25 protein-coding genes and 1 pseudogene are annotated in these 24,679 nt (G+C 71.5%); 12 read left to right on the forward strand and 14 right to left on the reverse strand.

The annotated features are described in order from the left end of the window. Positions 1-45: 45 nt before the first annotated feature. The 5 genes from QK442_RS27700 to QK442_RS27720 form a co-directional block, all read right to left on the reverse strand. Positions 46-642 carry a Uma2 family endonuclease gene (locus tag QK442_RS27700; RefSeq protein WP_282696808.1) on the reverse strand — a complete coding sequence of 199 codons (597 nt, stop codon included), beginning with the start codon at positions 640-642 and terminating at the stop codon, positions 46-48. A gap of 111 nt (positions 643-753) precedes the next feature. Further along, positions 754-1,419, reverse strand: a complete 666-nt coding sequence (locus QK442_RS27705) for a response regulator transcription factor (RefSeq protein WP_282696809.1) — start codon at positions 1,417-1,419, stop codon at positions 754-756. Continuing rightward, entirely contained in the window at positions 1,416-2,645 is a 1,230-nt protein-coding gene (locus QK442_RS27710) for a histidine kinase (protein ID WP_282696902.1), read from the reverse strand. Before QK442_RS27710 ends, QK442_RS27705 begins: the two co-directional genes overlap by 4 nt. Positions 2,646-2,684: 39 nt before the next feature. Continuing rightward, on the reverse strand, positions 2,685-3,497 hold the full coding sequence (locus tag QK442_RS27715) for an ABC transporter permease (protein WP_282696810.1): 813 nt from the start codon (positions 3,495-3,497) through the stop codon (positions 2,685-2,687). Continuing rightward, entirely contained in the window at positions 3,494-4,399 is a 906-nt protein-coding gene (locus QK442_RS27720) for an ATP-binding cassette domain-containing protein (RefSeq protein ID WP_282696811.1), read from the reverse strand. The genes QK442_RS27715 and QK442_RS27720 overlap by 4 nt, the downstream gene beginning before the upstream one ends. 147 nt (positions 4,400-4,546) lie before the next feature. Here QK442_RS27720 and QK442_RS27725 point away from each other — a divergent pair. The 6 genes and pseudogenes from QK442_RS27725 to QK442_RS27750 form a co-directional block, all read left to right on the forward strand. Then, positions 4,547-5,086, forward strand: a pseudogene (locus QK442_RS27725) (GNAT family N-acetyltransferase); the annotation flags it as partial. Positions 5,087-5,206: 120 nt separating this feature from the next. Beyond that, complete coding sequence (locus QK442_RS27730) at positions 5,207-5,581, forward strand: GNAT family N-acetyltransferase (protein WP_349239686.1); 375 nt, start codon at positions 5,207-5,209, stop codon at positions 5,579-5,581. Between the two features lie 111 nt (positions 5,582-5,692). After that, entirely contained in the window at positions 5,693-8,728 is a 3,036-nt protein-coding gene (locus tag QK442_RS27735; protein ID WP_282696812.1) for a Tn3 family transposase, read from the forward strand. 80 nt (positions 8,729-8,808) lie between these two features. Further along, a complete protein-coding gene (locus QK442_RS27740) occupies positions 8,809-9,159 on the forward strand; it encodes an RNA-binding protein (RefSeq protein WP_282696813.1) in 351 nt (116 codons plus the stop codon). Between the two features lie 324 nt (positions 9,160-9,483). Beyond that, on the forward strand, positions 9,484-10,491 hold the full coding sequence (locus tag QK442_RS27745) for a recombinase family protein (RefSeq protein ID WP_282696814.1): 1,008 nt from the start codon (positions 9,484-9,486) through the stop codon (positions 10,489-10,491). A 15-nt stretch (positions 10,492-10,506) separates the two neighbouring features. Beyond that, on the forward strand, positions 10,507-10,662 hold the full coding sequence (locus QK442_RS27750) for a hypothetical protein (protein ID WP_282696815.1): 156 nt from the start codon (positions 10,507-10,509) through the stop codon (positions 10,660-10,662). Here QK442_RS27750 and QK442_RS27755 read toward each other — a convergent pair. The 7 genes from QK442_RS27755 to QK442_RS27785 all read right to left on the reverse strand — a co-directional run bounded on the left by QK442_RS27755 (position 10,659) and on the right by QK442_RS27785 (position 18,590). After that, complete coding sequence (locus QK442_RS27755; protein ID WP_282696816.1) at positions 10,659-12,170, reverse strand: type VI secretion protein; 1,512 nt, start codon at positions 12,168-12,170, stop codon at positions 10,659-10,661. The genes QK442_RS27750 and QK442_RS27755 overlap by 4 nt on opposite strands. A 1-nt stretch (position 12,171) precedes the next feature. After that, positions 12,172-13,569 (reverse strand): ATP-binding protein, encoded by a 1,398-nt coding sequence (locus tag QK442_RS27760; protein WP_282696817.1) that lies wholly within the window; start codon positions 13,567-13,569, stop codon positions 12,172-12,174. A gap of 20 nt (positions 13,570-13,589) precedes the next feature. Beyond that, entirely contained in the window at positions 13,590-15,143 is a 1,554-nt protein-coding gene (locus tag QK442_RS27765) for an SCO6880 family protein (RefSeq protein ID WP_282696818.1), read from the reverse strand. After that, positions 15,140-16,507, reverse strand: a complete 1,368-nt coding sequence (locus QK442_RS27770) for a hypothetical protein (protein WP_282696819.1) — start codon at positions 16,505-16,507, stop codon at positions 15,140-15,142. Before QK442_RS27770 ends, QK442_RS27765 begins: the two co-directional genes overlap by 4 nt. Next, positions 16,497-17,315 carry a hypothetical protein gene (locus QK442_RS27775; protein WP_282696820.1) on the reverse strand — a complete coding sequence of 273 codons (819 nt, stop codon included), beginning with the start codon at positions 17,313-17,315 and terminating at the stop codon, positions 16,497-16,499. Before QK442_RS27775 ends, QK442_RS27770 begins: the two co-directional genes overlap by 11 nt. A 93-nt stretch (positions 17,316-17,408) precedes the next feature. Continuing rightward, the gene (locus tag QK442_RS27780; RefSeq protein ID WP_030495498.1) at positions 17,409-17,717 is read right to left on the reverse strand and encodes a hypothetical protein; all 309 of its coding nucleotides are present in this window, start codon (positions 17,715-17,717) and stop codon (positions 17,409-17,411) included. A gap of 342 nt (positions 17,718-18,059) precedes the next feature. Next, the gene (locus QK442_RS27785) at positions 18,060-18,590 is read right to left on the reverse strand and encodes a hypothetical protein (RefSeq protein ID WP_282696821.1); all 531 of its coding nucleotides are present in this window, start codon (positions 18,588-18,590) and stop codon (positions 18,060-18,062) included. 437 nt (positions 18,591-19,027) lie between these two features. On the opposite strand from QK442_RS27785, the gene QK442_RS27790 reads away from it, so the two are divergent. Further along, positions 19,028-20,062 carry a bifunctional lytic transglycosylase/C40 family peptidase gene (locus QK442_RS27790; protein ID WP_282696903.1) on the forward strand — a complete coding sequence of 345 codons (1,035 nt, stop codon included), beginning with the start codon at positions 19,028-19,030 and terminating at the stop codon, positions 20,060-20,062. 255 nt (positions 20,063-20,317) lie between these two features. Next, positions 20,318-21,049 (forward strand): phosphatase PAP2 family protein, encoded by a 732-nt coding sequence (locus QK442_RS27795; RefSeq protein ID WP_282696822.1) that lies wholly within the window; start codon positions 20,318-20,320, stop codon positions 21,047-21,049. Between the two features lie 10 nt (positions 21,050-21,059). Here the strand turns inward: QK442_RS27795 and QK442_RS27800 are convergent, their stop codons facing one another. Further along, positions 21,060-21,236, reverse strand: a complete 177-nt coding sequence (locus QK442_RS27800; RefSeq protein WP_282696823.1) for a hypothetical protein — start codon at positions 21,234-21,236, stop codon at positions 21,060-21,062. Between the two features lie 83 nt (positions 21,237-21,319). Between QK442_RS27800 and QK442_RS27805 the strand changes: the two genes are divergently transcribed. Both QK442_RS27805 and QK442_RS27810 read left to right on the forward strand, forming a co-directional pair. Then, a complete protein-coding gene (locus QK442_RS27805; RefSeq protein WP_282696824.1) occupies positions 21,320-22,147 on the forward strand; it encodes a hypothetical protein in 828 nt (275 codons plus the stop codon). A gap of 129 nt (positions 22,148-22,276) precedes the next feature. Beyond that, complete coding sequence (locus QK442_RS27810) at positions 22,277-22,444, forward strand: hypothetical protein (protein WP_282696908.1); 168 nt, start codon at positions 22,277-22,279, stop codon at positions 22,442-22,444. Positions 22,445-22,453: 9 nt separating this feature from the next. On the opposite strand, the gene QK442_RS27815 is transcribed toward QK442_RS27810, so the two are convergent. Continuing rightward, positions 22,454-22,807, reverse strand: a complete 354-nt coding sequence (locus tag QK442_RS27815) for a metal-sensitive transcriptional regulator (protein WP_282696825.1) — start codon at positions 22,805-22,807, stop codon at positions 22,454-22,456. 196 nt (positions 22,808-23,003) lie between these two features. Here QK442_RS27815 and QK442_RS27820 point away from each other — a divergent pair, with 196 nt between their 5' ends. Both QK442_RS27820 and QK442_RS27825 read left to right on the forward strand, forming a co-directional pair. After that, complete coding sequence (locus QK442_RS27820) at positions 23,004-23,624, forward strand: DUF47 family protein (protein ID WP_282696826.1); 621 nt, start codon at positions 23,004-23,006, stop codon at positions 23,622-23,624. Positions 23,625-23,630: 6 nt separating this feature from the next. Further along, complete coding sequence (locus tag QK442_RS27825; protein WP_282696827.1) at positions 23,631-24,629, forward strand: inorganic phosphate transporter; 999 nt, start codon at positions 23,631-23,633, stop codon at positions 24,627-24,629. The last annotated feature ends 50 nt before the right edge of the window (positions 24,630-24,679 follow it).

A 24,679-nucleotide genomic window follows, 5' to 3' on the forward strand; every position in this document is an offset into this window, starting at 1 on the left:
TTCGCGTTCTGGGCCGACGCCGAGGAGCCGCCCCGCCCCGAGGCATCACCAGTCGGCCGGGTAGCTCTTGAGACCGGTCGTGTCGAGAGTCCAGCGGCCGGCGGTGACGCTGTCCCCGAACGCGTAAGGGACTTCCTTGCGATAGCGGATACCGTCAGGGCCCTGCGACGGGTCGCTGTGCACCGTGACGGTCTTCTTGTCCTTGCGCGGGTCCACGACGACGTACAGGGGGACTCCCATCTTGGGGTAGTCGTAGAGCTTGTCACGGATGTCCGTGAGGGAGTCGGAGCGGGAGACGACCTCGACGACCATCAGGACATCGCGGGAGTTGATGCTCTTCGCTGTGTCGTCGGTGTCCTCCTCTGCGATGACCATGAGGTCGGGTACCTTGGTCAGGCCCGTCACGGGATCGCCCATGTTGGTGTCGTTGAGGGCGATGGCCTCGGGTGTCTGGGCCTCGATCTGGCGGCGCAGCCTCACCACGTTGAGCCCGTGCGGAGCCGTGGGACTCATCATGGTGAGGAAGATCTGACCGTCGGTGGTCTGCACCTTCCATTGGTCTTCCTGGTGTTCGGCCAGCTCCGAGAGCTGCTCCGCGAAATCGCGCAGTCGGTGCATCTGCTCGGGGGTGAGGTCGGCCATGGTGTCCTCCTGATAGGCGCCCGGACCAGCGTATCCATGGGTCCATGGGGCACTCGCAGGGATCGGGATTCGTCCTGTGCGCCATGACCTGCGTCGACCCGGTTTCCCGGTTCAGCCTTGCGCGGGCTTCACCAGATGGGTGTCGTAGGCCAGGATCACGGCCTGGACTCGGTCTCTTGCGCCTGTTTTCGCGAGGATGCGGCCCACGTGGGTCTTCACGGTGGACTCGGCGAGGTGGAGGCGTTCGGCGATCTCCGTGTTGGTCCAGCCCTGGGCTATGACGGTGAGGATCTCGCGTTCGCGGTCCGTCAGAGCGGTCAGGCGGGGGTCCTCGGGGGGCGGGGTCGTCGAGGGCAGGTGGTGGATGTAGGTGTCCAGGAGGCGGCGGGTGAGGCTGGGGGCGACCACCGCGTCGCCGGCCGCCACCGCGCGGATGCCTGCCAGGAGTTCCTCCGGCTGGGCGTCCTTCACGAGGAAGCCGCTCGCGCCGGCGCGGAGGCCCTCGTAGGCGTACTCGTCGAGGTCGAAGGTGGTGATGATGAGGACGCGGGTGCGGGCGCCCGCGGCGACGATGCGGCGGGTGGCCTCGATGCCGTCGAGGCCGGGCATGCGGATGTCCATCAGGACCACGTCCGGGTGGTGGGCGGCGACCTGACGGACGGCTTCGGTGCCGTTCGCGGCCTCGCCGACGACCGTCATGTCGTCCTGGCTCTCCAGGAGCATGCGGAAACCGAAGCGCTGCATCGGCTGGTCGTCGGCGATCAGGACGGTCGTCACGGGTGGGGTTCCTCCAGGGAGACGGGGATGCGGAGGTCCACCTGCCAGCCGGTGCCGCTCGGCAGGGGACCGCAGTCGAGTGTGCCGTCGTAGAGGGCCGCTCGCTCGCGCATTCCCGTCAGACCCTGGCCCTGGCCCAGGGGACCGGACCGGGTGCCCGTGTCGGTGACCGTCACCCGGAGGGTGTCCGGCGTCGTCGTGAGGCGGACGGTGGCCGTGGCGTGGGGGCCCGCGTGCTTGAGGGTGTTCGTCAGGGATTCCTGGACCACGCGGTAGACGGTCAACTGGGCGCCCGGCGGGAGGGGCGGGAGCGGTGCGGGCAGTTCCGAGGCGATCGGCAGGCCCGCCTTCCGTACGCCTTCCAGGAGGGGTTCCAGGTCCGCCAGGGTCGGCTGGGGCGCGCGGGCGGCCGGGGCCCCGTCCGTCTCGGCCTCCTCGCTCAGGACGCCCAGGAGGCGGCGGAGTTCGTCCAGGGCCTGGCGGCTCGTCGTACCGATGGCCTCCAGTGCCTGTGCCGCCCGCTCCGGGCTCTTCGCCGCCGCGTACCGGCCGCCGTCGGCGAGACCCGTGATGACCGACAGGTTGTGGCCGATGATGTCGTGCATCTCCCGGGCTATCCGGGTGCGTTCGGCCGCCGCCGCCAGGCGGACCTCCTGGTCCCGTTCGATCTCCAGGCGGCGGGCCCGGTCGACCAGGGCCGCCGTGTGGTCACGGCGGGAGCGGACCGTGATGCCGAGCAGGGCGACGAGGGCGTACGCCCACAGGGTGGGGACGACCCGCTGGTCCCAGGCGTCCTGCTGGAACCTGAGCACGCCCGCCGTCAGCGGGGGCAGGATCAGGGCCGACGCCCACAGGAGGTGGCGCGGCGGGCGGCTCAGCGCGATGTGGAAGAGCGGGATCATCTGGAGGTAGGCGGCCTGGAGGAAGGCGCCCGAGACGTCGCTGACGAGGGCCGCGCAGGCCGTCACGGCGAGGACCGTGGTCGGCCGGCGGCGGCGCCAGTACAGCGGGAGGGCCAGCGCCAGGCTGGTGGTGACGACCAGCCAGACGGGGACGGACGGGTCGTGGGCCACGTTCCGCCAGCCGCCCGCCGCGTCCGTCAGGGCGGCGACCGTCCAGGTCAGCGTCACCGCCGTGTCCCAGATCCACGGGCGGGCCGCGTCGGCCTTTCTGATGCGGGCCCCCAGGCGGTGGGCGTACCGGCTGGGGGCCGTCGTCTCCGTCATCGCCGTCGTCACCCGGCCATCATCCCTGGACGTCGTCCGTCATACATCCCTGCGGCGGAGCAGCAGCGCCGGGACCGTCAGGGCCGCGGCCGCCCACAGGACGAGGGCCACCAGGGCGGCGCCCGCCGAGGGGGCGCCGGGGAACGGGGTGGCGGTGCCGAGGACGCCCGCGGCCTGGGTGGGGAAGTACCGGAGCGCGGTCTCGACCGCCTCGTACGGCAGCATCCCGAGGACCTGGGGGAGGACGAGCACCCCGCCGATGAAGGCGCCGAGCGCGCCGGGGACCGAGCGGAGGGCGGCGCCCAGGCCCAGGGCGACGACGGCGAGCAGGGTGGTGCCGGCGGCGTTGCCCGCAACGGCGGCGAGGACGCCGTCGTCGGTGAGGGAGGCCGCCTGGTCGGTGTCGGAGAGGAAGAACTGGGCGGTGAGGAAGGTCAGCAGGTTCGTGGTGAGGCAGAGGGCGAGGACGGTGGCCGTGAAGACCGCGGCCTTCGCGCCGAGCACCGGCAGGCGGCGGGGGACGGCCGTGAAGGTGGCGCGGGCCAGGCCGGTGGAGTACTCGCCCGCGGTGACGAGGATGCCGAGGACGGCGAGGGAGATGCCGCCCAACTGGGAGCCGTAGAGGGTGAGGACGACGGTGTCGACGTCGGAGTCGCCGCCACCGGAGGTGTAGGTCGTGCCCATCAGGATGCCGACGCCGAGGACCAGGGCGACGGCCGTCAGGGCCGTGATCCAGGTGGAGCGGAGCGTCCACAGCTTGTGCCACTCGGAGCGGAGGATCCGGCGCGGGGTGATCCCGTACGTGGCGGTGGCGGTGGCGGTGGCGGTGGCGGTGGCGGTCGCGGTCGTCATGCGGCTGCTCCCTGGTACTCGACGGAGTCGTGGGTGAGGTCCATGAACGCCTGCTCCAGGGAGGCGGTCTCGGGGGTGAGCTGGTGGAGTTCGATGCCGTGGGCGGTGGCGGTCCGGCCGATCACGGGGGCGTCGAGGCCGGTGACCCGGAGGGTGTCGGGGCCTTCGGGGGTCGTGCGGGCCGGGGACGGGAGGAGGGCGCGGAGGCGGTCGGCGTCGGGGGTGACGACGAGGACGGACGCGGTGCCCGCGTCCCGTACGAGGTCGGCGACGGTGGTGTCGGCGAGGAGCCGGCCCTTGCCGATGACGACGAGGTGGTCGGCGGTCAGCGCCATCTCGCTCATCAGGTGGGAGGAGACGAGGACCGTACGGCCTTCGGCGGCGAGGGACTTGAGGAGGGTGCGGATCCAGCGGACGCCTTCGGGGTCGAGGCCGTTGACGGGTTCGTCGAGGACGACGGCGGCCGGGTCGCCGAGGAGGGCCGCGGCGATGCCGAGGCGCTGGCCCATGCCGAGGGAGAAGCCCTTCACGCGGCGGCCGGCGACGTCGGAGAGGCCGGTGAGGCCGAGGACGTGCTCCACGCGCGCGCGTGGGATGCCATGCGTGTGGGCGAGCCCCATGAGGTGGTGGAAGGCGGTGCGGCCCGGGTGGAAGGAGCGGGCGTCGAGGAGGGCGCCGACCTGGGTGAGGGGCGCCGGGTGGGCGGCGTACGAGCGTCCTGCGACGGTGGCGGTGCCGTGGGTGGGGGCGTCGAGGCCGAGGAGCATGCGGAGGGTGGTGGACTTGCCGGCGCCGTTGGGGCCGAGGAAGCCGGTGACGGTGCCGGGGCGGACGGTGAAGGAGAGGTCCCGGACGACGGTACGGTCGCCGTACCGCTTGGTGAGTCGGTCTGCTCGGATCATGGCTTCGACGCTACGGATCGGGGGCGGGGCGGGCGTCCGACCGTGGTCGGCAGCCGGGCGGGCGGTGTCGTACCGGGGTACTACGGAGCGGCGCTGAGCTGGGAATTCCCTTGTAGGTGGGGGTGCGGGGAGGCGAGGATGCCGGGCATGACCTTCGAGATCCGTACCGTCCGCGCCGACGAGTGGGAGAAGGCGCGCGAGCTGCGGCTCGCCGCGCTGCGGGACCCCGTCGCGCACCTCGCCTTCCTGGAGGCCCACGAGGACGCGGTCGCGCGTCCGGACGACTTCTGGCAGGGACGGACGGCCGCCGCCGCGGCCACCGGGGAGGGGCGCGTGCGGCAGTTCGTGGCCGAGGCGCCGGACGGGCGGTGGCTGGGCACCGTGACGGTGCTCGTCGAACGGCCTTCGGACGAGGTGCGGTTCGGGGAGCCGGCGAAGGTCGACCAGGCGCACCTGGTGGGCGTGTACGTACGGCCCGAGGCGCGCGGGAGCGGGCTCGTGGACGCGCTGTTCCGGGCGGCCGTGGAGTGGTCGTGGACCGTGGAGGGGGTCCGGCGGGTGCGGCTGTACGTGCACGAGGAGAACCCGCGGGCCGCCGCCTTCTACCGGCGGTTCGGCTTCGTGGCGTCGGGGGAGAGGGTGCCGGTGCCGGGGGGCACGGGCGCGTACGAGGTCGAGTACGAGCTGCTGCCCGGCCGGGCCCGGCACAGGGAGTACGTGATCCGGGCGATCCGCTCCGACGAGTGGGAACGGGTGCGGGAGCTGCGGCTTGCGGCCCTTCAGGATCCGGCGGCGGGGCTCGCGTTCGTGGAGTCGTACGAGGAGGGCGCGGCCCGGCCGGACTCCTTCTGGCGCGAGCGGGCGGAGGGCGGCTCCGAGGACCGGGGCACCTGGATCCGGCAGTTCGTCGCCGAGGCGCCGGACGGGCGCTGGGCGGGCACGGTGACGGTGCTCGTGGAGCGGCCGGAGGACGGGCGGACGCTCTTCGGCGACGAGGTGACGGAACCTCAGGGCGATGTCGTGGGCGTGTACGTGCGGCCCGAGGCGCGCGGGAGCGGGCTCGTGGACGCGCTGCTGCGGGCGGCCGTGGAGTGGGTGTGGGCGCTGGAGCCCCCGGTGGCGCGGGTGCGGCTCTTCGTCCACGGCCCTGTTCTCCCGAAGCTGCCACGAAGTGACAAGTAGCTCTCTGTAGCGGATCTGGGGTGCGCTTGTCAGCGTTTTGGATCTTCTGGGCTCATCGAACGCCGTGCTCGGCCAGGTTGGTCCGGTCATGACGACCGGAAGGAGCCCGGGGTGCGGCAGGAGTGGGAGCCGGAGGACCTGATCGAGGTCTGGACGCTACTGGAGGAGGACCAGGAGCGGCTGCGGAACAAGTCGGGGGCGAACCGGTTGGGGTTCGCGCTGTTGCTGAAGTTCTTCGAGGTGGAGGCCCGGTTCCCGGAGGACGCCGGAGAGATCCCGGTGCCGGCGGTGTCGTACGTCGCTCAGCAGGTGAGGGTGCCCGCGGAGGAGTGGGCCGCGTATGACTGGTCGGGGCGGGCGATCAAGCGGCACCGGATGGAGATCCGGGGCGCGTTCGGCTTCCGTGAGTGCACCAAGGAGGACCAGACCCAGCTCGCCGAGTGGCTGGCGGTCGAGCTGTGCGGGGTGGAGCTGAACCGGGACCGGCTGGCGGAGGCGGTGGTGGCCCGCTGCCGCAAGGACCGGCTGGAGCCGCCGACGCCGGGACGTATCGCCCGGCTGGTGGGCTCGGCGGTCAGCATCTTCGAGGAGCGGTTCTGCGCGGCCACGGTGGGCCGGCTGTCTGCGGCGACCCGGTCCCGGCTGGACGACCTGATCGCCGAGGACGCCGGCGCAGACGCGGACAGCGCGGGCGGTGGGGGCACGTTCTTCACCGAGCTGAAGGCGGACCCGGGCGCGCTGGGGCTGGACAGCCTGCTGGCGGAGGTGAACAAGCTCCAGCGGGTGCGGGCGCTGGAGCTGCCGCCGGAGCTGTTCGGGGACGTGTCGGGGAAGCTGGTGGCGGCCTGGCGGGCGCGGGCGGCGAAGGAGTATCCCTCGGACCTGCGGGCGGCGGCCGGGCCGGTGCGGTACACGCTGCTGTCGGCGCTGTGCCATGTGCGGGAGACGGAGATCACCGACTCGCTGGTGGAGCTGTTCATCCAGCTCGTGCAGAAGATCAACACGCGGGCGGAGAAGAAGGTCGAGGGCGAGTTCACCAAGGAGCTGAAGCGGGTCCGCGGCAAGGAGGGCATCCTGCTGCGGCTGGCGGAGGCTGCGGTGGCGGAGCCGGGCGGCACGGTCCGCAAGGTGATCTATCCGGTGGCCGGGGAGTCCACGCTGAAGGCGCTGGCGGCGGAGGCCGCGGCGAACGAGGCGCGTTACCGGGCCCGGGTGCGTACGGTGCTGCGCTCGTCGTACTCGGGCCACTGGCGGCGGATGCTCTCGCCGCTGCTGAACGCGCTGGAGCTGAAGTGCAACAACACCGCCTACCGGCCGGTGATGGACGCGATCGACCTGCTCAAGCGGTACCTGGACCAGCCCATCGCGAAGGAGGGGGCGTTCTTCGACGAGGCGGAGAAGATCCCGCTGGCCGGGGTGGTGCGCGAGGAGTGGCGCAAGGCGGTCGTGGACGAGCGCGGCCGGGTCGAGCGCATCCCGTACGAGCTGTGCGTGCTCGTGGCGCTGCGGGACGCGCTGCGGCGGCGGGAGATCTGGGTGCCGGGCGCGAACCGGTGGCAGAACCCGGAGGATGATCTGCCGCCGGACTTCGAGGACAACCGCGATGTGCACTACGACGCAATCCGCCAGCCGCAGGACCCGGAGAAGTTTATCGAGGCCCTGGAGAATCGGCTGCGCGAGGCCCTGACCCGTTTCGACACGGCGCTGGAGCTGGGCACCACGGGCGGGGTGGACATCGTCAAGAGGCACGGCGAGCCGTGGATCAAGGTCTTGCCGCTGGGCAAGCAGGAGGAGCCGGAGAACCTGGTCGCGCTGAAGGCGGAGATCGAGCGTCGCTGGGGCACGATCGACCTGATCGACATCCTCAAGGAGGCCGAGTTCGCCACCGGCTTCACGGGCGAGTTCACCTCGGTCGCCTCCAGGGAGGCGGTCCCGAAGGCGGTGCTGCGGCGCCGGCTGCTGCTGGTGCTGTTCGCGCTGGGGACGAACATGGGCATCAAGCGGGTCGCGGTCACCGGCAAGCACGGCGAGAGCGAGGCCGTCCTGCGCCGGGTGCGGCACCTGTTCGTCAACCGAACCAACCTGCGCGCGGCGCTGGTGCGGCTGGTCAACGCCACCTTCGCCGCCCGCGATGCGGCGTGGTGGGGCGAGGGCACCGCCTGCGCGAGCGACTCCAAGAAGTTCGGCTCCTGGTCCTCGAACTTCATGACCGAGTGGCACCAGCGGTACCGCGGGCCCGGCGTGATGATCTACTGGCACGTCGAGAAGAAGTCGCTGTGCGTCTACAGCCAGCTCAAGTCCTGCTCGGCCTCCGAGGTCGCCGCGATGATCGAGGGCGTACTGCGGCACTGCACGGACGTGGAGATCGACCGGCAGTACACCGACACGCACGGCGCCTCCATCGTCGGGTTCGCCTTCGCCCACATGCTCGGCTTCAACCTGCTCCCCCGGTTGAAGAACGTCGGCTCCGCGCGCCTGTACCGGCCGGCAGCCGGTCAGGACGAGAAGTGGCCGAACCTGGCGCCGGTGCTGTCGACCAAGACGATCGACTGGGACCTGATCCGCCAGCAGTACGACCAGATCGTGAAGTACACCACCGCCCTGCGCCTGGGCACCGCGGAGGCCGAACAGGTCCTGCGGCGCTTCACCCGCGGCGGGCCCAAACATCCCACCTACCGGGCGATCGAGGAGCTGGGCCGCGCAGTGCGTACGGCGTTCATCTGCGACTACCTCGCCGACGCCGAACTGCGGCGCGAGATCAACGACGGGCTCCAGGTCGTGGAGAACTGGAACTCCGCCAACCACGACCTGTTCTACGGCAAGGACGGCGACCTGACCGGCTCCGACAAGGAATCCCAGGAGGTCTCCATGCTCGCCCTGCACCTGCTCCAGTCCGCGCTGGTGCACGTCAACACCCTGCTGCTTCAGGACATCCTGAGCGAGGAGAAGTGGCAGAACAGGCTCACCGACGCCGACCGGCGGGCCCTGTCACCGCTGTTCTGGACCCACGTGAACCCCTACGGCCGGTTCGAGCTGGACATGAACTCCCACCTCGCCCTCGCCGCCGTGGCATCAATGGTGCCTGACCCCCGCGCCGCGCCGGAGACGCAGTCTCCCGAACCGGCGGTGGCCGGGTCGGCATCCTGAACCCGTATCCGTCCCCCGGTCCGCGGCCGGCCGGTCCCGTCGCTCAGGGGCAACACTTCCGAGTGGTAGGGCATGCCGGGTTGGCCGAGAACGTCTGGTTGTGCGTCTCACCGCGCTGTAATGGTCGCTACGGGACGGTCGAGCCGACCGCCCAGGAGAGCAAGGGACGGGCAGACATGGTGAAAAGGTTGTTCGTAGGTAACTTGAGCGACCACACGGGAGAGGAGGACCTGCGCAAACTCTTTGACCAGTTCGGCGAAGTCAGCAGTGTTTCCGTGCCCACCGACCGTACGGGCAGGGGCAAGCGGATCGGCGTCGTACAGATGGACGACGACGCCGACGCGGAGAAGGCAATTGAAGCCTTGAATGGGCGTGAATTCAACGGTCGTTCACTCAAGGTCGAGGACTTCACCGCCCGCCGTTCCCGCTGAGGGGTCGATTCCAGCCCCCGCACAGGCGGTCCAGGCCGTGGTGCGGGGGCCTTCGCTCCAGACGTCGCGGCCCACCCCAGATGGTGACGAAGTACAGGGCTGGGTCAGGACCCGGCACCCGAGGGCCATCCCACGGCGAGGCTCTGGCCCTCGGCCAGTACTGGTGCCAGCACACCGCTTCTCATAAACGGTCCTTTGCGCGAGCAAGATCAATCACGAGCCGCCGGACCCCCGCCGATCCCGGATTCGCTCTCAGAACCCGTTCTCACTCAAAAGCCGGACGGACCCCCTTCTGAGACTTGCATTGTGCGAAAATCTGGACTCATGACGGACCCTCAGCAACCCTCCCAGGCCGAACGGTCGGACGCCGACGACGTCGAACAGCACGCCTGTCCGAAGTGTGACGCGCAGCCCGGCTCGCCGTGCCGCTCGCGCGGCGGCGCGGTCGCCTCCGCCTACCACACCCGCCGCTTCACCATGGTCCCCCGACTGAAGAAGGCGCTGCGGGTACCGACCCCTGCCGACCGCGGACCGGGCCGGCCGTGGCGGCCCGGCACCCCGCCGCCGGCGCCGATCGACCTGGACCTGCCGAGCGCGGACATCCGCATCGGCTACGCCCGCTGCTCGACGCTCGGGCAGGAACTCGACTCCCAGCTCGACGCGCTCAGCAAGCACGGCATCCCGCGCGACAAGATTTTCAGCGAGAAGATCAGCACCCGCGTCCGCGTACGGCCCAAGTTCGAGGAGGCGCTGCGGACCGCGCGGGAGGTCAAGGCGCACGCCCCGCACTGCCGGGTCATCTTCACCGTGTACGAGATGAAGCGGCTCGGCCGCGACGCCGCCGAGCTCACCGCGCTCGCCGACCACCTCACCGCCCACGGCCTGGTCCTGGAGATGCTCGCCGGACCCCTGCCCGGCATCTACGACCCCACCGGCCCCGGCAAGCTGCTGTTCGCGTTCTTCGCCGCGATGGCGGAGACCGAGCGGGAGAACATCCGCGAGTCGACCCTGGAGGGGCTCGACACCGCGGCCCGCAAGGGCAAGCACGGCGGCCGGCCCGCGGTCATCACCGACGACATGCTCCACACCGTGCTCCGGCGCCGGGCGCTCGGCGAGTCCGTCGAGCAGATCCAGCCCGACCTGATCATCCCCACCGGCAAGCGCAAGGGACAGAACCCCTCGGTGGCCAGCATCTACCGGGCGCTCGCCGAACACGCCAAGCGCGAGGCATACCCCGAAGCCGTCGAGCAGGCCCACGCCGACTTCGCCGCCCTCACCGGTAGCGAAGTCCCTGAACCCCGCACAGAAGCCAAGGCCCTAACGACACACTGAGTTACTTGTCACTTCGTGGCACCTTCGGGAGAACAGGGCCTCCACGAGGAGAACGCGCGGGCCGCCGCCGTCTACCGGCGCCTCGGGTTCGTGCCGACCGGTGGGCGTGCGGACACGCTGGGGTCGGGGGCGCCGCGTGATCTGGAGTACGAGCTGCGGCGCGCGGTCTAACCCAGGGAGTGCTCGGGCCAGCGGGTGCGGGCCTGTTCGCGGGAGCGCATCAGGGCCAGGGTGGGCAGGCCGCGGGCCGGGCCTTCGGCGAGGAGGGCCGGCAGCGCGGGGAGCGGGGCGACGGCGGCGACGTCGTCGAGGACCACGGTGAGTGGTGGGTCGAGCCGACCGTCGGATGACCGTGCGGCCATGCGGCGGCCGTGCTCGACCACGTGCGACGCGAGCGCGGTGAGGAGGGGCATCGCGCCCGGGTGGGTCCGGGGGTCCTCGATGGGTTCACCCACCACGTAGAGGGTGCCCCCTTCGGCGAGGAAAGATGCCAGGGCCAGCGAATCCGTTCGATTCGGGGTGCAGGCCTCGCGGATGTGGACCGAGGAGAAGGCGGAGAAGGCGCGGGCCGTCAGTTCCTGGGCCAGGCGGCGGCTGTCGGGGTGGGCGGTGAGCGCCGCTTCGAGGAGTCCGGCGAGGCCGGAGGCGGCCTTGGGATGGCCGCGGAGGATCCGTACCGGCTCGTGGGCGTCGGTGCCCTGGGCCCAGCGGTGGACCTGGCGGAAGGGACGGCCGTCGACGGCGGCGGCGTGCAGCCAGCAGCGCAGGAGCGTTTCCGCGGTGGTGGCGGTGGCCGCGTCGAGCCGCGCGTGCGGGCGGACCGGTGCGAGCAGGGCGGCGGCGCGCGCCTGGGCGGTGTCCGGGTCGGCGCAGCCCTCGGCGGGGGACCAGTGGAGGCGGGCCGGGGTGTCGCAGCGGTGGCCGGGGTCGTAGACGAGGACCGGTCCGAGCTTGCCGCGGACGTCCTTGGTGTCGGCCCACACGGTGGGGTCGGAGGTGACGACGAGGACGGGGCCCTCGGCGTCGCGGACGGCCTGCACGGCGAGGGGGCGGCGGACCTCGGGCGGACCGTAGACGGTCCGGGCGGCCTCCGGCCGGAGCGCGGGCTCGGGCGCGGGCCCTGGTGGTGAGGTCTTCTGTATGGGTACGGGGACGGGCGCGGGCTTCTCCGGTACGGCTCCGGGCTCGGGCGTCTCCGGTACGGGGGCGGTGCCGGGGGTTTCCCGTACGGGAACGGGCTCGGGCTTCTCGTCGCGTACGGCTGCCGTGACCGGGGCCGGGTCGCGTACCGGGGCGGAAGTCGCCGCGTACTCGCCCGCCTTGCGGTTCGCGCGGACCGCGCGCCAGCGGGCGTAGGTGCCGAGGAGGAAGACCGCGAGGACGGCGAGGACCATCGCCTGGCCGATGACCAGGCCCCAGAAGAGGCCGTAGCCGGAGAGCCGGTCGGGCGGGGTGTCCGGCCAGGCGGCCGGGAGGTCGGTGGGGTCGGTCGCCAGGGAGCGGAGGGCCGGCGGGGTGTGGGTGAAGTCCACGCCGGCCGGCCAGGCGCCGTGCGCGAGGAGGCCGGCGAGGCCGGTCGCGGACCAGACGAGCAGGGCGGCGCCGAGGATCAGGGCGAAAAGCCCGACCAGGAGGCCGTCCGAGATGCCGCCGCCCTGCTTCTGCCGTGCCTCCGTCACGTCACGCCACCGTCGACCGCGGGTTGTCGTCCAGCCGGCGTTCCATCATCAGTGCGCGCTGTTCGGTCTCCCACTCCAGGTCCGGGTCGGCGGGTCCCGAGGACTCGGTCATGGCGCGGTCGGTGTAGACGAGCGGGCGTTCCTTCTCGGTGATGAGGTGTTTGACCACCTGCACGTTGCCGTTGACGTCCCAGACGGCGATGCCGGGGGTGAGGGTCGGGATGATCTCGACGGCCCAGCGGGGCAGGCCGAGGACGCGGCCGGTGTTGCGGGCCTCGTCGGCCTTCTGGGCGTAGATCGTGCGGGTGGAGGCCATCTTGAGGATCGCGGCGGCCTCCTTGGCGGCCGCTCCGTCGACGACGTCGGAGAGGTGGTGGACGACGGCGACGAAGGACAGGCCGAGGCGGCGGCCGAACTTGAGCAGGCGCTGGAACAGCTGTGCCACGAACGGGCTGTTGATGATGTGCCAGGCCTCCTCGACGAGGAAGATGCGCTTCTTCCGGTCGGGGCGGATCCAGGTGTGTTCCAGCCACACGCCGACGATCGCCATGAGGATGGGCATGGCGATGGAGTTGCGGTCGATGTGGGAGAGGTCGAAGACGATCAGCGGGGCGTCGAGGTCGATGCCGACCGTGGTCGGGCCGTCGAACATGCCGCGCAGGTCGCCGTCGACGAGCCGGTCGAGGACGAGGGCCACGTCGAGGCCCCAGGCCCGTACGTCGTCTATGTCGACGTTCATCGCCTCGGCGGACTCGGCCTCGGGGTGGCGGAGTCGCTCGACGATGTCGGTGAGGATCGGCTGGCGGTCGGTGATGTGCTCGTTGACGTGGGCGTGGGCGACCTTGAGGGCGAAGCCGGAGCGCTCGTCGAGGCCGTGGCCCATCGCCACCTCGATGATGGTGCGGAGGAGGGCGAGCTGGCCGGTGGTGGTGATGGACGGGTCGAGCGGGTTGAGGCGGATCCCGTCGTCGTTGGCGACCATCGGGTCCAGGCGGATGGGGGTTATCCCCAGCTCCTGGGCGATGAGGTTCCATTCGCCGACGCCGTCCTCGCCCTGGGCGTCGAGGACGACGACCTGCCGGTCGCGGAAGCGGAGCTGGCGGAGCACGTACGTCTTCTCGAGCGCCGACTTGCCGTTGCCGGACTCGCCGAGGACGAGCCAGTGGGGGGCGGGGAGCTGCTGCCCGTACAGCTGGAAGGGGTCGTAGACGTAGCCCTTGCCGCTGTAGACCTCGCGGCCGATGATCACGCCGGAGTCGCCGAGGCCGGGGGCGGCGGTCGGCAGGTAGACGGCCTGGGCCTGCCCGGTGGAGGTGCGGACGGGCAGGCGGGTGGTCTCCACCTTGCCGAAGAGGAACGAGGTGAAGGCTTCGGTGAGGACGGACAGCGGATCTCGCATGGGTCGGTGCCCCTTCGGCCTCAGCGGCGGATGCCGGTCGCGAACGGCAGGGTGTTCACAAAGGCCCGGTGGTGCTCGCGGTCGCACCACTCCAGCTTGAGGTACGACTTGCCGGCGGAGGCCCTGATCGTGCGCTTGTCCCGGGCCAGGGCCTCGGGCGAGCGCGCCGATACGGTGATGTACCCGACGAGGTTGACGCCTGCCGCGCCGCTGGCGAGATCTTCACCCCGCTGGTCGAGCCGGCCGTGGGCGGCGAGGTCGCGGGGGTCGACGGTGCGGTTCATCTTGGCCTGGCGGGAGGCCTCGGCCTCGTCGTTGGTCTTCTCGGTGAGCATGCGCTCGATGGCGACCTCGGTGGGTTCGAGGTCCATGGTGACGGCGACGGTGCGGATGACGTCGGGGGTGTGGACGAGGAGCGGGGCGAGGAAGTTGACGCCGACGGGGGTCATCGGCCACTCCTTGACCCAGGCGGTGGCGTGGCACCAGGGGGCGCGGGTGGAGGACTCGCGGGTCTTGGCCTGGAGGTAGGTGGGCTCCATGGCGTCGAGTTCGGCGGGCCAAGCGTTTCGTTTCGTCATGGCCTGGATGTGGTCGATCGGGTGGTCCGGGTCGTACATGGAGTGCACGAGGGAGGCGAGCCGGGACTGGCCGAGGGGCTGGCGGACGCGGATGTCGGCCTCGGTGAGGCGGGCGCAGATGTCGGTGAGCTCGCGGGCCATGACGACGGCGAGGCCGCCGTCGCGGTCGAGGCGGCGGGCGCCGGTGGCGTGCCGGGTGGCGTGGGCCATGGCGTTGGCCTCGGCGGCGAGGTCGCGGGTGTAGTGCATGCAGGCGACGAGGTAGGCGCGGTGCTGCTCGCTGGAGGTGGAGACCATGGACTGGAGCTGGTCGTAGGACTCGCGGAGCCAGTCGGGGGCGGTCGGGTCGCCGCGCTGGGCGACGTCCTTGGCGTGGGCGTCGGGGTCGGCGGGGAGGGTGCGGGCGAGCATCTGGAGGCGGGTGACGAAGCCGTCTCCGTTGGCGACGTGCTTGAGGAGGGTGCCGAAGCGGTCGACGAGGGCTTCCTGGTCCTCGGAGTCGCGCAGGCCGACGCCGGGGCCCTCGATCTCGATGGCGGCGGTGACGGTGCGGCGGTCGGCGTGCAGGAGGACGGCGATCTCGTCGGGGCCGAAGGGGGCGGAGAGCCAGCTGACGCGGCCGATGCCGGGGGGCGGGCCGACCTCGACCTCGCGGCCGTCGAGGCGGGTGCCGGCCTCGGCGGCGGTGGAGCGGTAGGCGGTGCCGCGCTTGAGCATCCGCTTGTAGCTGCGGTTGATCTCGAACCACTTGTAGAAGGTGCGCTGCTTGTACGGGAGGTACACGGCGGCGATGGCGAGCATGGGCAGGCCGGCGAGGAGCGCGATCCGCAGGGGGAGGAGGGGGACGAGGAGTCCGCTCATCATGCCGAGGAAGGCGCCGACGACGATCAGGGCGATCTCGCCGGTCTCGCGGTTCTTGCCGACGATCGCGTTCGGCCGGGCGCGGCCGATGAGATACGTGCGGCGGGGCGTGACCGGCTGGGACTGGGTCGTCAACGCCCTGCACCTCCTGCTCCTGTGTTCTTGCTGTTGCTGCGGTTGCCGTGCGGGGTGCCCGCGGTGGGGCTGCTGCTGCGGGGCGGGGGCGTGGAGCCGCCGCTGCCGCCGTTGCCTCCGGCGGACGCGGTACGGCTGCTGTGGGCGGCGACGCCGCCGGAGAGCGGGTTCGCGGGGCGGGGGGCGGCGGACTGGGGGGACTGGCCGCCGGCTCCGCCGTCGCGGGTGCTGTGGGTCTTGATGCCCTGGGAGACGAGGGAGGCGGGGGAGGAGATGACGGCGGCGGCCGCGTTCTCCCCGGCGCGGTGGAGGCGGTTGTTGCGGGAGGCGACGATCTCGTCGCCGAAGCCGGGGACGAAGCGGTAGATCATCGCGGAGGCGAAGATCGCGAGCAGGATGATCGCGAGGCCGGAGACGACGGCGGAGAAGGAGTCGGGGCCGGTGCCGGAGGAGAGGGCGCCGGCGAGGCCGAGGACGATCACGATGATCGGCTTGACCAGGATGACGGCGATCATGATGCCGGCCCAGCGGCGGACGTGGCCCCACATGTTCTTGTCGACGAGCCCGGAGTAGACGACGACGCCGAGGAGGGCGCCGACGTAGAGGAGGACGGCACGGAGGAAGAGCTCCAGGTAGAGGACGCCGGCGGCGAGGACGGTGACCAGGCTGACGATGATCAGCATGATCGGTCCGCCGCTGATGGAGTCGCCCTTCTGGAGGGCCTGTTTGAACGCGCCGAAGAAGACGTCGGTCTGCTGGCCGGTGCCGGAGGCGATGACCTCGGTGATGGCGTCGGTGGCGTTGACGACGGTGTAGAGGATCAGCGGGGTGAAGGCGGAGGCGAGGACGGTCAGCCAGAGGAAGCCGACGGCTTCGGAGAGCGCGGTGGTGAGCGGGACGCCGCGCATGGCGCGCTTGGCGACGGCGAGCAGCCAGAGGAGGACGGTGAGGAAGGTGGCGGCGGCGAAGACGACGGCGTAGCGGCCGAGGAACTGGGGGTTGGTGAAGTCGACCTCGGCGGTCTCCTTCACGGCCTTGGAGAGGTAGTCGATGACGGCGACGGCGGCGTCGGCGCAGCCGCGGGCGAGGGAGGAGAGGGGGTCGAGGGCGGAGGCGGGGGCGTCGCCGGTGCCTCCACCGGTGCCACCGGTCTCCCCGCCGGCCTGGCCGCGTTCGCAGATCTGGCGTGCCTGGCCGAAGAGGAGCCGGCAGTCGTCGCTGGTGGGGGTGGGGGACGGGGTGGGCGCCGTGGGGGTGGGTGTGGGGTCCGCGTGGGCGGGGGAGGCGAGGAGGACGGGGAGGGAGAGGAACGCGACGGCGAGAGTGGCCTTCGCGTGTCCCGCCCGGCTGCTGCTAGCGGGCATAGGTGAACCCTCCGTACTGCTCGACGGCGGCGGCGATCTCCTCCGCGACGGAGGCGCGGCTGTCCCCGTTGACCGGCGTCGGGCCCTCGTGCTCGTCGGTCGAGGTGATCCGCCAGCCGTTCGTGGTCCAGCTGAGCCGCTGGGTGCTGGTGAACCAGGCGGAGGTGACCGGCTTGGTGGAGCCCTTTCCCGCGAGGCCGGTGAGGTTGACGTACCAGACCTCGACGGTGGCCTTGTCGCCGGAGTACGCGGTGACCTGGGTGCCGATCGGGACGGTGCGGGCGACGAAGGTGAGGCCGGCGGGTGCGGTGCCGTCCGGTTCGAGTCCGGCGCTCGCCATGAGGGCGGGGGAGTACGAGTCGTCGTACCGCTTCAGGAGTCCGTCGACGACCTCGGGGGCGTAGACCGCGCGGACGACGGCTTCGCGGGGGCCCTTCTGGAACATGTCCGTGGAGCCCAGGGCCACCGCGTAGTTGGCGGCGGCGGACTGGGCGCCCTGTTCGTCGTGGGCGTAGCCGGTGGGGACGGTGCCGTCGGTGCCGGTGACCGGGCGGGTGCCGGTGGGGGCGGTGGCGGCGCGGCCGGGGGCGTCGGAGGAGGGGGACGTGTCCGCCGGGTCGCCGCCGCGGTTGGCGAAGGCGATGGCGGCCACGAGCAGCACCACCACGCCCACGGCCGTGAGCAGGGAGCGGGAGCCGCGGGCGGGGCGGCGGGTGCCGCCGTGGACGTCACCGGTGTTGCCCTCGGGCAGGCGGGTACGGGTCTGGCCCGAGCCGCCGTAGCCGTCGTGCTCGTCGCCGGGACTCATGCCGGGTACGCCCCCTCATTCGTTCGCGGGTACGACAGTGCTGCTGGCCGACCACCCGTCAGGAGGGTCGGGGGGTGCCTCGGTGAGGCGGGGTCAGATCGCCATTCCGTAGACGATGGTGAAGAGGGTTCCGAGGGAGCCGATGATGAAGACGCCGGTGAGGCCGGCCACGATGAGGCCCTTGCCCTGTTCGGCGCTGAAGGTGTCGCGAAGCGCGGTCGCGCCGATGCGCTGTTTCGCCGCTCCCCAGATGGCGATGCCGAGGCAGAGCAGGATGGCCACGGCCATCACGACCTCGATCATGATCTTCGCTTCGGCGCCCAGGCTCCCGAAAGGACCCCAGTTCGGGGCGATTCCACCGATGATGGTGGTGATGTCGCCCTTCTCGGCCGCCAGGTACATATAACTCACCGCCCCTGTCGGGTCGTTGGTCACCCCTGCCGGACGGCATGGGGCATCGCCACTATCTTCGCTGATGAAACCGCTCGCGTGTGACGGCTTGACGGCTCTCTTTACCCGATCCCCGCACACTTGACCGATCTGACCGTCTTGACCTGCGGCGGTACGGCCGGATTCCATGCGAAGAAGCGTATGGTCACTCTGTGTATCACGGGGGGTGACTCCGGGCAATGATTGTCGTTGTTGCACTCTTGGGGCCGCGTCCGCGTGGGGATCGCCGGTACGCCCGCGCGGCGTGGGCGTGGGTGTGGGCGTACCGGCCCGGCTCCCGCCGTCCCGTGTCCGTCAGTCCCCGGTGTAGCGGGCGTCGACGCGGCTGATCTCGCGGAGGCTCGTCCCCTCCACGCGGTAGACGCTGGTGCGCGTCACGGTGTGGGCCACCGGCGGGTCGGTGTCGTGTCGGGTGTGGTAGACCACGGCCACGTTGGGGCCCCTCACCGTGAGGGCGACCACCGGGTTGCGGTCGCCGAGGGACAGGGTGGCGGCGGGGACCGGGGTGCCGTGGTCGTTGCGCCAGACGACCACGGTGTAGAACCGGCCCGTGCCCTCCGGGGTGATCTTCACGACGCCCACGGCGTCGGCCGCGGCGTCCCCGACGAGCCGGCCCGTCGCGCACTCGGGCTCCACCAGGTCGACCCGGACGCCGTCCTCGCCCGCCCAGTGGCCGTCGGTCAGCCGCATGGAGTCGCGCGGGTGGTCGGGCAGCTTGACGAGGGCGGTCTGCAGCTGGGCGTTCCGGAGCTGATCGCACGTCAGGGCCGCCGAGGAGCCCGGAGAGTCCGAAGAGCCCGGAGCGGGTGCGGCCGACGTCGGCACGGCGGTCGGAGTCGGCGCGGCGGTCGGAGTCGGCGCGGCGGTCGGAGTGTGCGGGGCGGTCGGGGTGTGCGGGGTCGTCGGGGTCGCGCTTCCCGTCGGGGTTCCCGCTCCTGACGGGTCTTCGGCCGCTCCTTCGTCCGGGCCGCATCCGGCCAGCAGGCCCACGGCCAGTGCCGCCGCCAGGCCCGTGGCGGCCGGCCGCGCCGCGCGTGCGGGATGTCTTGTTCTCGTGGTTCCGGTGATTCCCCTGCGTGTCATGTCCCTACCCCTGTGCCGACGGATCCCGAGGTGCGGTGCGGGAGCGGAGACGTACGGCCGGCCGATCGCGGTTGCGGAGGATTGTCCGAAACGTGTAACGGCGGGCCCACCCCGTCCGGCGGGCGCCCCGCCTAGACTTGTCCCCCGGTGGACTGCCATGGGCCGAGGGGTGGTTGACGGTGCGTAGGGCGGGCAAGGCGTGGCTGCTGGCCGGCGGGGCCTTCGGGCTCTGTGCCGGGTTCCTGGCCCTGCTCCTGATCGGTACGTACGCGGCGGCGGCCGGCTTCCTCGGCGGCGCGGGCTCGGCGGCGACCGGCACGGTGGCGCTGGCCAAGGGCGCGGTTCCGGCGAAGTACCAGGGGCTCGTCCAGCGCTGGGGCAACCTCTGCCCGGAGATCAACCCGGCACTGCTCGCGGCGCAGCTCTACCAGGAGAGCGGCTGGAACCCGCGGGCGGTGTCGCCGGCGGACGCGCGGGGCATCGCGCAGTTCATCCCCGGCACCTGGGCGACCCACGGCGTCGACGGGGACGGCGACGGCGACAAGGACATCTGGGACCCGGCGGACGCGATCCCGTCGGCCGCCTCGTACGACTGCGCGCTGGCCCGTTACGTGAAGAACGTGCCGGGCGACCCGGTCAGCAACATGCTGGCGGCGTACAACGCGGGCGCGTACCGGGTCATCCAGTACCGGGGCGTCCCGCCGTACAGCGAGACGCAGAACTACGTGCGGATCATCCGCTCGCTGGAGAAGAGCTTCGCCCGTCCGCAGGGCCGGGTCGCGCCCTCGCAGCAGGCGGCGGGCGCGATCCACTACGCGCAGGGCAAGCTGGGGACCCCGTACCTGTGGGGCGGTACGGGCACGGCGGCGCAGGGCGGCCGGTTCGACTGCTCGGGCCTGACCCAGGCCGCGTACCGCTCGGTGGGGATCGAGCTGCCGCGCGTGGCCAACGACCAGTACAACGCGGGGCCCCACCCGAACCGGGACGAACTGCTCCCCGGCGACCTCGTCTTCTTCTCCGACGACCTGACGAACTCGCGGGCGATCCGTCACGTCGGCATCTACGTGGGCGGCGGCTACATGATCGACGCGCCGCGGACCGGGGCGGTGATCCGCTTCGACCGGATCGACACACCCGACTACTTCGGGGCGACCCGGGTCACGAAGGACGGTGCCGCCGCCCTCCCCACCCGTTCCCCCGGCGCGCAGGCGTGAACTGACGGTCCGCCCGGCCGGAACTCTCCGTCAGGCGCAGGCCCTGAGCTGCGGGGCGGCGTCACTCTTCGGTAACGTCGGCATGATCCACCGGAGACAGCGGAACGTGTGCCTCAGCGGGTTCGTTCCCCCTTCGGGGAACCCGACCACGCATCACCACGCATCACCACCACGTACCGCCACGCACGACGATGTCCGACCACGCCTGACCACGGGGGTTGGAAGCCGGCACACGAGAGCAAGGGACCGCGGCAGATGGCTGAACTCGCATCGGACGGTTCGAGTCCGGATGTCGGCCTGCTGTACGACATCAACGGGCTCGCCCGGGACGCTCCCCCGTGGTCCGACCGGGCCATGGCGTTCATCGGCGAGTACGGCATCCTGCTCGGGATGGTCCTCGTCGTGCTCTGGTGCTGGTGGAGCGTCCGCCGGCGCGGCACCCCCGCCGACTCCGCCTCGGCCGTCGCCGCGCTCGTCTGGGCCCCGCTCGCGGCCGGGCTCGCCCTCCTGGTGAACATCCCCATCCGCGGCTTCGTCGAGCGCCCCCGCCCCTTCGTCGACCACGAGGGCCTGGAGGTGCTCGTCGCGGGCAAGACGGACTTCTCCTTCGTCAGCGACCACGCCACGATGGCGATGGCGATCGCCGTCGCCGTCTTCGTCGCCGACCGCCGCTTCGGCCTCGCCGCCATCGGCCTCGCCCTCGCCGAGGGCTTCGCCCGCGTCTACATGGGCGTCCACTACCCGACCGACGTCATCGGCGGCCTCGCCCTCGGCACCGCCGTGACGCTGCTCCTCGCCCCGCTGACGCTGGCGCTGCTCACCCCGCTGGTCTCCGCCGTCGGCCGCTCGCGCCGCGGCGCACGGCTCGTCCGCTCCCGCCGGGCCGACGCCCCCGCGGACACCCGGCCCGAGACGATCGGCCTCCCCGAGCCCCGCCTCGGCGGCCCCGCCGAGGACGGCCGGGGAGAGAAGGACCTCGCCGCCTAGGGACGTACCTCTAGGGACGTGTCTCCTGGTGCTCCTCCGCGCCGAGGTGCTCGGTGGCGTCCGTGCGGGCGCGGTCGCGGGAGCGGCGGGCCGGGCCCGTCCAGCCGCAGGTGCAGCGGGCCAGCGCGAAAGAGCCGCGCTCCGTGGTCGTCGTGTGGTGCGGGCTGGGCGCGGGCTGCTCGGACACGTCCCCACCGTACTGCGCGTGACGGCTCGCCCGTGCCGTCGTTATCCGCATCGGGAATCCTGGCTCTTGGGGGTTGACGGGCGATGGTGGAGCAGCGGTACGGGCGTCCGCGCGGGCTCGGCGGCGGCGCGCTCGCCGTCACCGCCTCCCTGGTCGCCGCGGCGGTCACCGGGTGTGCCGCGGCCGAGCAGGCGCGGCCGCTGCCCGACCCGGGCGGTGCCGTGCGGGGCGCCGCCGACGCCCTGGTCAGGGCCGGCACCTCCAAGGCGTCGACCGCGATGGAGATGGCCTCCGGCGGGACCCGCGTCACCATCCGCGGCGAGGGCGGCTACGACTTCCGCCGCCGCACCGGCCGGCTCCAGGTGGTGCTCCCCAAGGACGCGGCCGGCACCAGCGAGCACCGGCCGATCACCGAGCTGCTCACCCCCGGCGCGCTCTACATGAAGAACCGCGGCGCCGGCGTCCCCGCCGACAAGTGGGTACGGGTCGACACCACCACCCTCGACGACGGCAATCTGGTCACCGGCGGGGCCACCGACCCCGGCGCGGCGGCCGAGCTGCTGCGCGGGGCGCGGGACGTGACGTACGTGGGGGAGACGGAGCTCGCGGGCGTGAAGGTCCGGCACTACCGGGGCGTCGCCGACATCGGCGCGGCGGCCCGGGTCGCCGCACCGCAGCTGCGGGGCTCGCTCGCCGCGGCGGCGAAAGGGTTCTCCGTGGACACGGTGCCCTTCGACGCGTATCTCGACGGGGACGGGCGGCTGCGGAAGGTCCGCCACCAGTTCAGCTTCAGCAACCAGGGGCAGACGGTGGCCGTCGCCTCGACGACGCTGCTCTACGGCTTCGGGACGCGGGTCGAGGTGACGCTGCCGGAGGGGCGGGACATCTACGCGGGCAAGGTCGAGATCTGACGCGCCGCCCCCGGTGGACGGGGGCGGGCCACCGGCAAATGGTCCGTCCGTGTCATGCGCGGTACGTGGCTCGATCCCTACGCTGGGACACCGACTCCGGCAGACTCCGGCAGGAAGAGGTGAATGCGCGTGGCCCCGCTCGGTACCGCGACCGTGACCGCCGACCCCGACCGCGTCGCCCTCGCCGAGATAGAGCTGTGCGGCGAGCTGATCATCGCCGCTTCGGCCGCGGACGGGGAACGGCTCAGTGCCGACCTGATCGACGAGGTGCTGCGGGTCGAACCGGCCGGCCCCTGAACCGTCGGCTCAGGTGCGGAGCATCCGGCCGATCGCCTTGGTGGCCTCCTCGACCTTGGCGTCGAGGTCGCCGCCGTGGGCCGACGCGTCCGCCACGCAGTGCCGCAGGTGCTCCTCCAGGAGCTGGAGGGCGAAGGACTGCAGCGCCTTCGTGGAGGCCGAGACCTGGGTGAGTATGTCGATGCAGTAGACGTCCTCGTCGACCATCCGCTGGAGGCCGCGGATCTGGCCCTCGATCCGCCGCAGCCGCTTGAGGTGCTCGTCCTTCTGCTTGTGGTAGCCGTGCACCCCGTGCGCGTGGTCGGCCGGCCCGACGGCCTCGACGGCCTCGGGGGTGACCTGGTCCGTCTCGGTGGTCGTCATCGCGTCCTCCCGTTGTCCAGATAAGGGGGTGTATACCCCTCGTGGGTATATGGTACCGATCCCCGCCGTTTGCGGGGCGGGGTCTCGTGCGGCTCACTGTGCCTGATGGGCGACACTGAGAGGACGCCGGTTAGCCGTGGCCGGACGATGCGCCTAGCATCAGCCTGACCGAAACCCAGCACCCCGAGGACCTCACGTGCGATTTCGTCTGACCCCCAGGGAGACGAGTTTCTACGACATGTTCGCCGCGTCCGCGGACAACATCGTCACGGGCTCGAAGCTCCTGATGGAACTGCTCGGAGCGGAGCCTTCCGCCCGGGCCGAGATCGCGGAGCGGATGCGGGCAGCGGAGCACGCCGGTGACGACGCCACCCACGCGATCTTCCACCAGTTGAACTCCTCCTTCATCACGCCGTTCGACCGTGAGGACATCTACTCCCTCGCCTCGTCCCTCGACGACATCATGGACTTCATGGAGGAGGCCGTCGACCTGGTCGTCCTCTACAACATCGAGGAACTGCCCAAGGGCGTCGAGCAGCAGATCGAGGTCCTGGCCCGGGCGGCGGAGCTGACCGCCGAGGCGATGCCGAACCTGCGGACGATGGAGGACCTCACCGAGTACTGGATCGAGGTCAACCGGCTGGAGAACCAGGCCGACCAGATCCACCGCAAGCTGCTCGCCCACCTCTTCAACGGCAAGTACGACGCCATCGAGGTGCTGAAGCTCAAGCAGATCGTGGATGTGCTCGAAGAGGCGGCCGACGCCTTCGAGCACGTGGCCAACACGGTGGAGACCATCGCGGTCAAGGAGTCCTGAGGCTTCGTGGACACCTTCGCCCTGATCGTGACCATCGGCGTCGCGCTCGGTTTCACGTACACCAACGGCTTCCACGACTCCGCCAACGCGATCGCGACCTCGGTGTCGACGCGGGCGCTGACCCCGCGCGCGGCCCTCGCGATGGCGGCGGTCATGAACCTCGCGGGCGCCTTCCTGGGCCAGGGGGTCGCCAAGACCGTCAGCGAGGGGATCATCGAGACCCCGACCGGCGACAAGGGGATGGGCATCCTCTTCGCCGCGCTCGTCGGCGCGATCATCTGGAACCTGGTCACCTGGTACTTCGGCCTGCCGTCCTCCTCCTCGCACGCCCTGTTCGGCGGCATGGTGGGCGCGGCGCTGGCCGGTGGCACCGAGGTGATCTGGGGAGGTGTGGTCGACAAGATCGTCATCCCGATGTTCGTCTCGCCGGTCGTCGGTCTGCTCGCCGGTTACCTGGTCATGTGCCTGATCATGTGGATCTTCCGCAAGGCCAACCCGCACAAGACCAAGCGGGGCTTCCGCATCGCGCAGACGGTGTCGGCGGCCGGCATGGCGCTCGGTCACGGCCTCCAGGACGCCCAGAAGACGATGGGCATCGTGGTGATGGCCCTGGTCATCGCGGATGTGGAGCAGCCGAACAGCGAGATCCCGGTGTGGGTGAAGATCTCCTGTGCCGTGATGCTCTCGCTCGGTACGTACGCGGGCGGCTGGCGCATCATGAGGACCCTCGGCCGCAAGATCATCGAGCTGGACCCGCCGCAGGGCTTCGCGGCCGAGACCACCGGCGCGTCGATCATGTTCGGCTCGGCGTTCCTCTTCCACGCGCCGATCTCGACGACGCACGTCATCACCTCCTCGATCATGGGCGTGGGCGCGACGAAGCGGATCAACGCGGTGCGGTGGGGTGTCGCCAAGAACATCGTGATGGGCTGGTTCATCACCATGCCGGCGGCGGCGCTGGCCGCCGCACTGAGCTACTACGTGGTGCGGCTGCTCTTCGGCTGACGGGCGTCACCGTCCGGTTTCGCCGGGGGTCCGGGGGTTGTCCCCCGGGG

It is taken from the genome of Streptomyces sp. CC208A (assembly GCF_030010625.1).
Taxonomy (GTDB): Bacteria; Actinomycetota; Actinomycetes; order Streptomycetales; family Streptomycetaceae; genus Streptomyces.

Coding starts and splice junctions, on each gene's coding strand:
- QK442_RS27700 (WP_282696808.1), bottom strand. CDS start 642: ATGGCCGACCTCACCCCCGAGCAGATGCACCGACTGCGCGATTTCGCG.
- QK442_RS27710 (WP_282696902.1), bottom strand. CDS start 2,645: ATGACGGAGACGACGGCCCCCAGCCGGTACGCCCACCGCCTGGGGGCC.
- QK442_RS27715 (WP_282696810.1), bottom strand. CDS start 3,497: ATGACGACCGCGACCGCCACCGCCACCGCCACCGCCACCGCCACCGCC.
- QK442_RS27720 (WP_282696811.1), bottom strand. CDS start 4,399: ATGATCCGAGCAGACCGACTCACCAAGCGGTACGGCGACCGTACCGTC.
- QK442_RS27745 (WP_282696814.1), top strand. CDS start 9,484: ATGACGGACCCTCAGCAACCCTCCCAGGCCGAACGGTCGGACGCCGAC.
- QK442_RS27760 (WP_282696817.1), bottom strand. CDS start 13,569: ATGCGAGATCCGCTGTCCGTCCTCACCGAAGCCTTCACCTCGTTCCTC.
- QK442_RS27770 (WP_282696819.1), bottom strand. CDS start 16,507: ATGCCCGCTAGCAGCAGCCGGGCGGGACACGCGAAGGCCACTCTCGCC.
- QK442_RS27775 (WP_282696820.1), bottom strand. CDS start 17,315: ATGAGTCCCGGCGACGAGCACGACGGCTACGGCGGCTCGGGCCAGACC.
- QK442_RS27780 (WP_030495498.1), bottom strand. CDS start 17,717: ATGTACCTGGCGGCCGAGAAGGGCGACATCACCACCATCATCGGTGGA.
- QK442_RS27795 (WP_282696822.1), top strand. CDS start 20,318: ATGGCTGAACTCGCATCGGACGGTTCGAGTCCGGATGTCGGCCTGCTG.
- QK442_RS27805 (WP_282696824.1), top strand. CDS start 21,320: ATGGTGGAGCAGCGGTACGGGCGTCCGCGCGGGCTCGGCGGCGGCGCG.
- QK442_RS27815 (WP_282696825.1), bottom strand. CDS start 22,807: ATGACGACCACCGAGACGGACCAGGTCACCCCCGAGGCCGTCGAGGCC.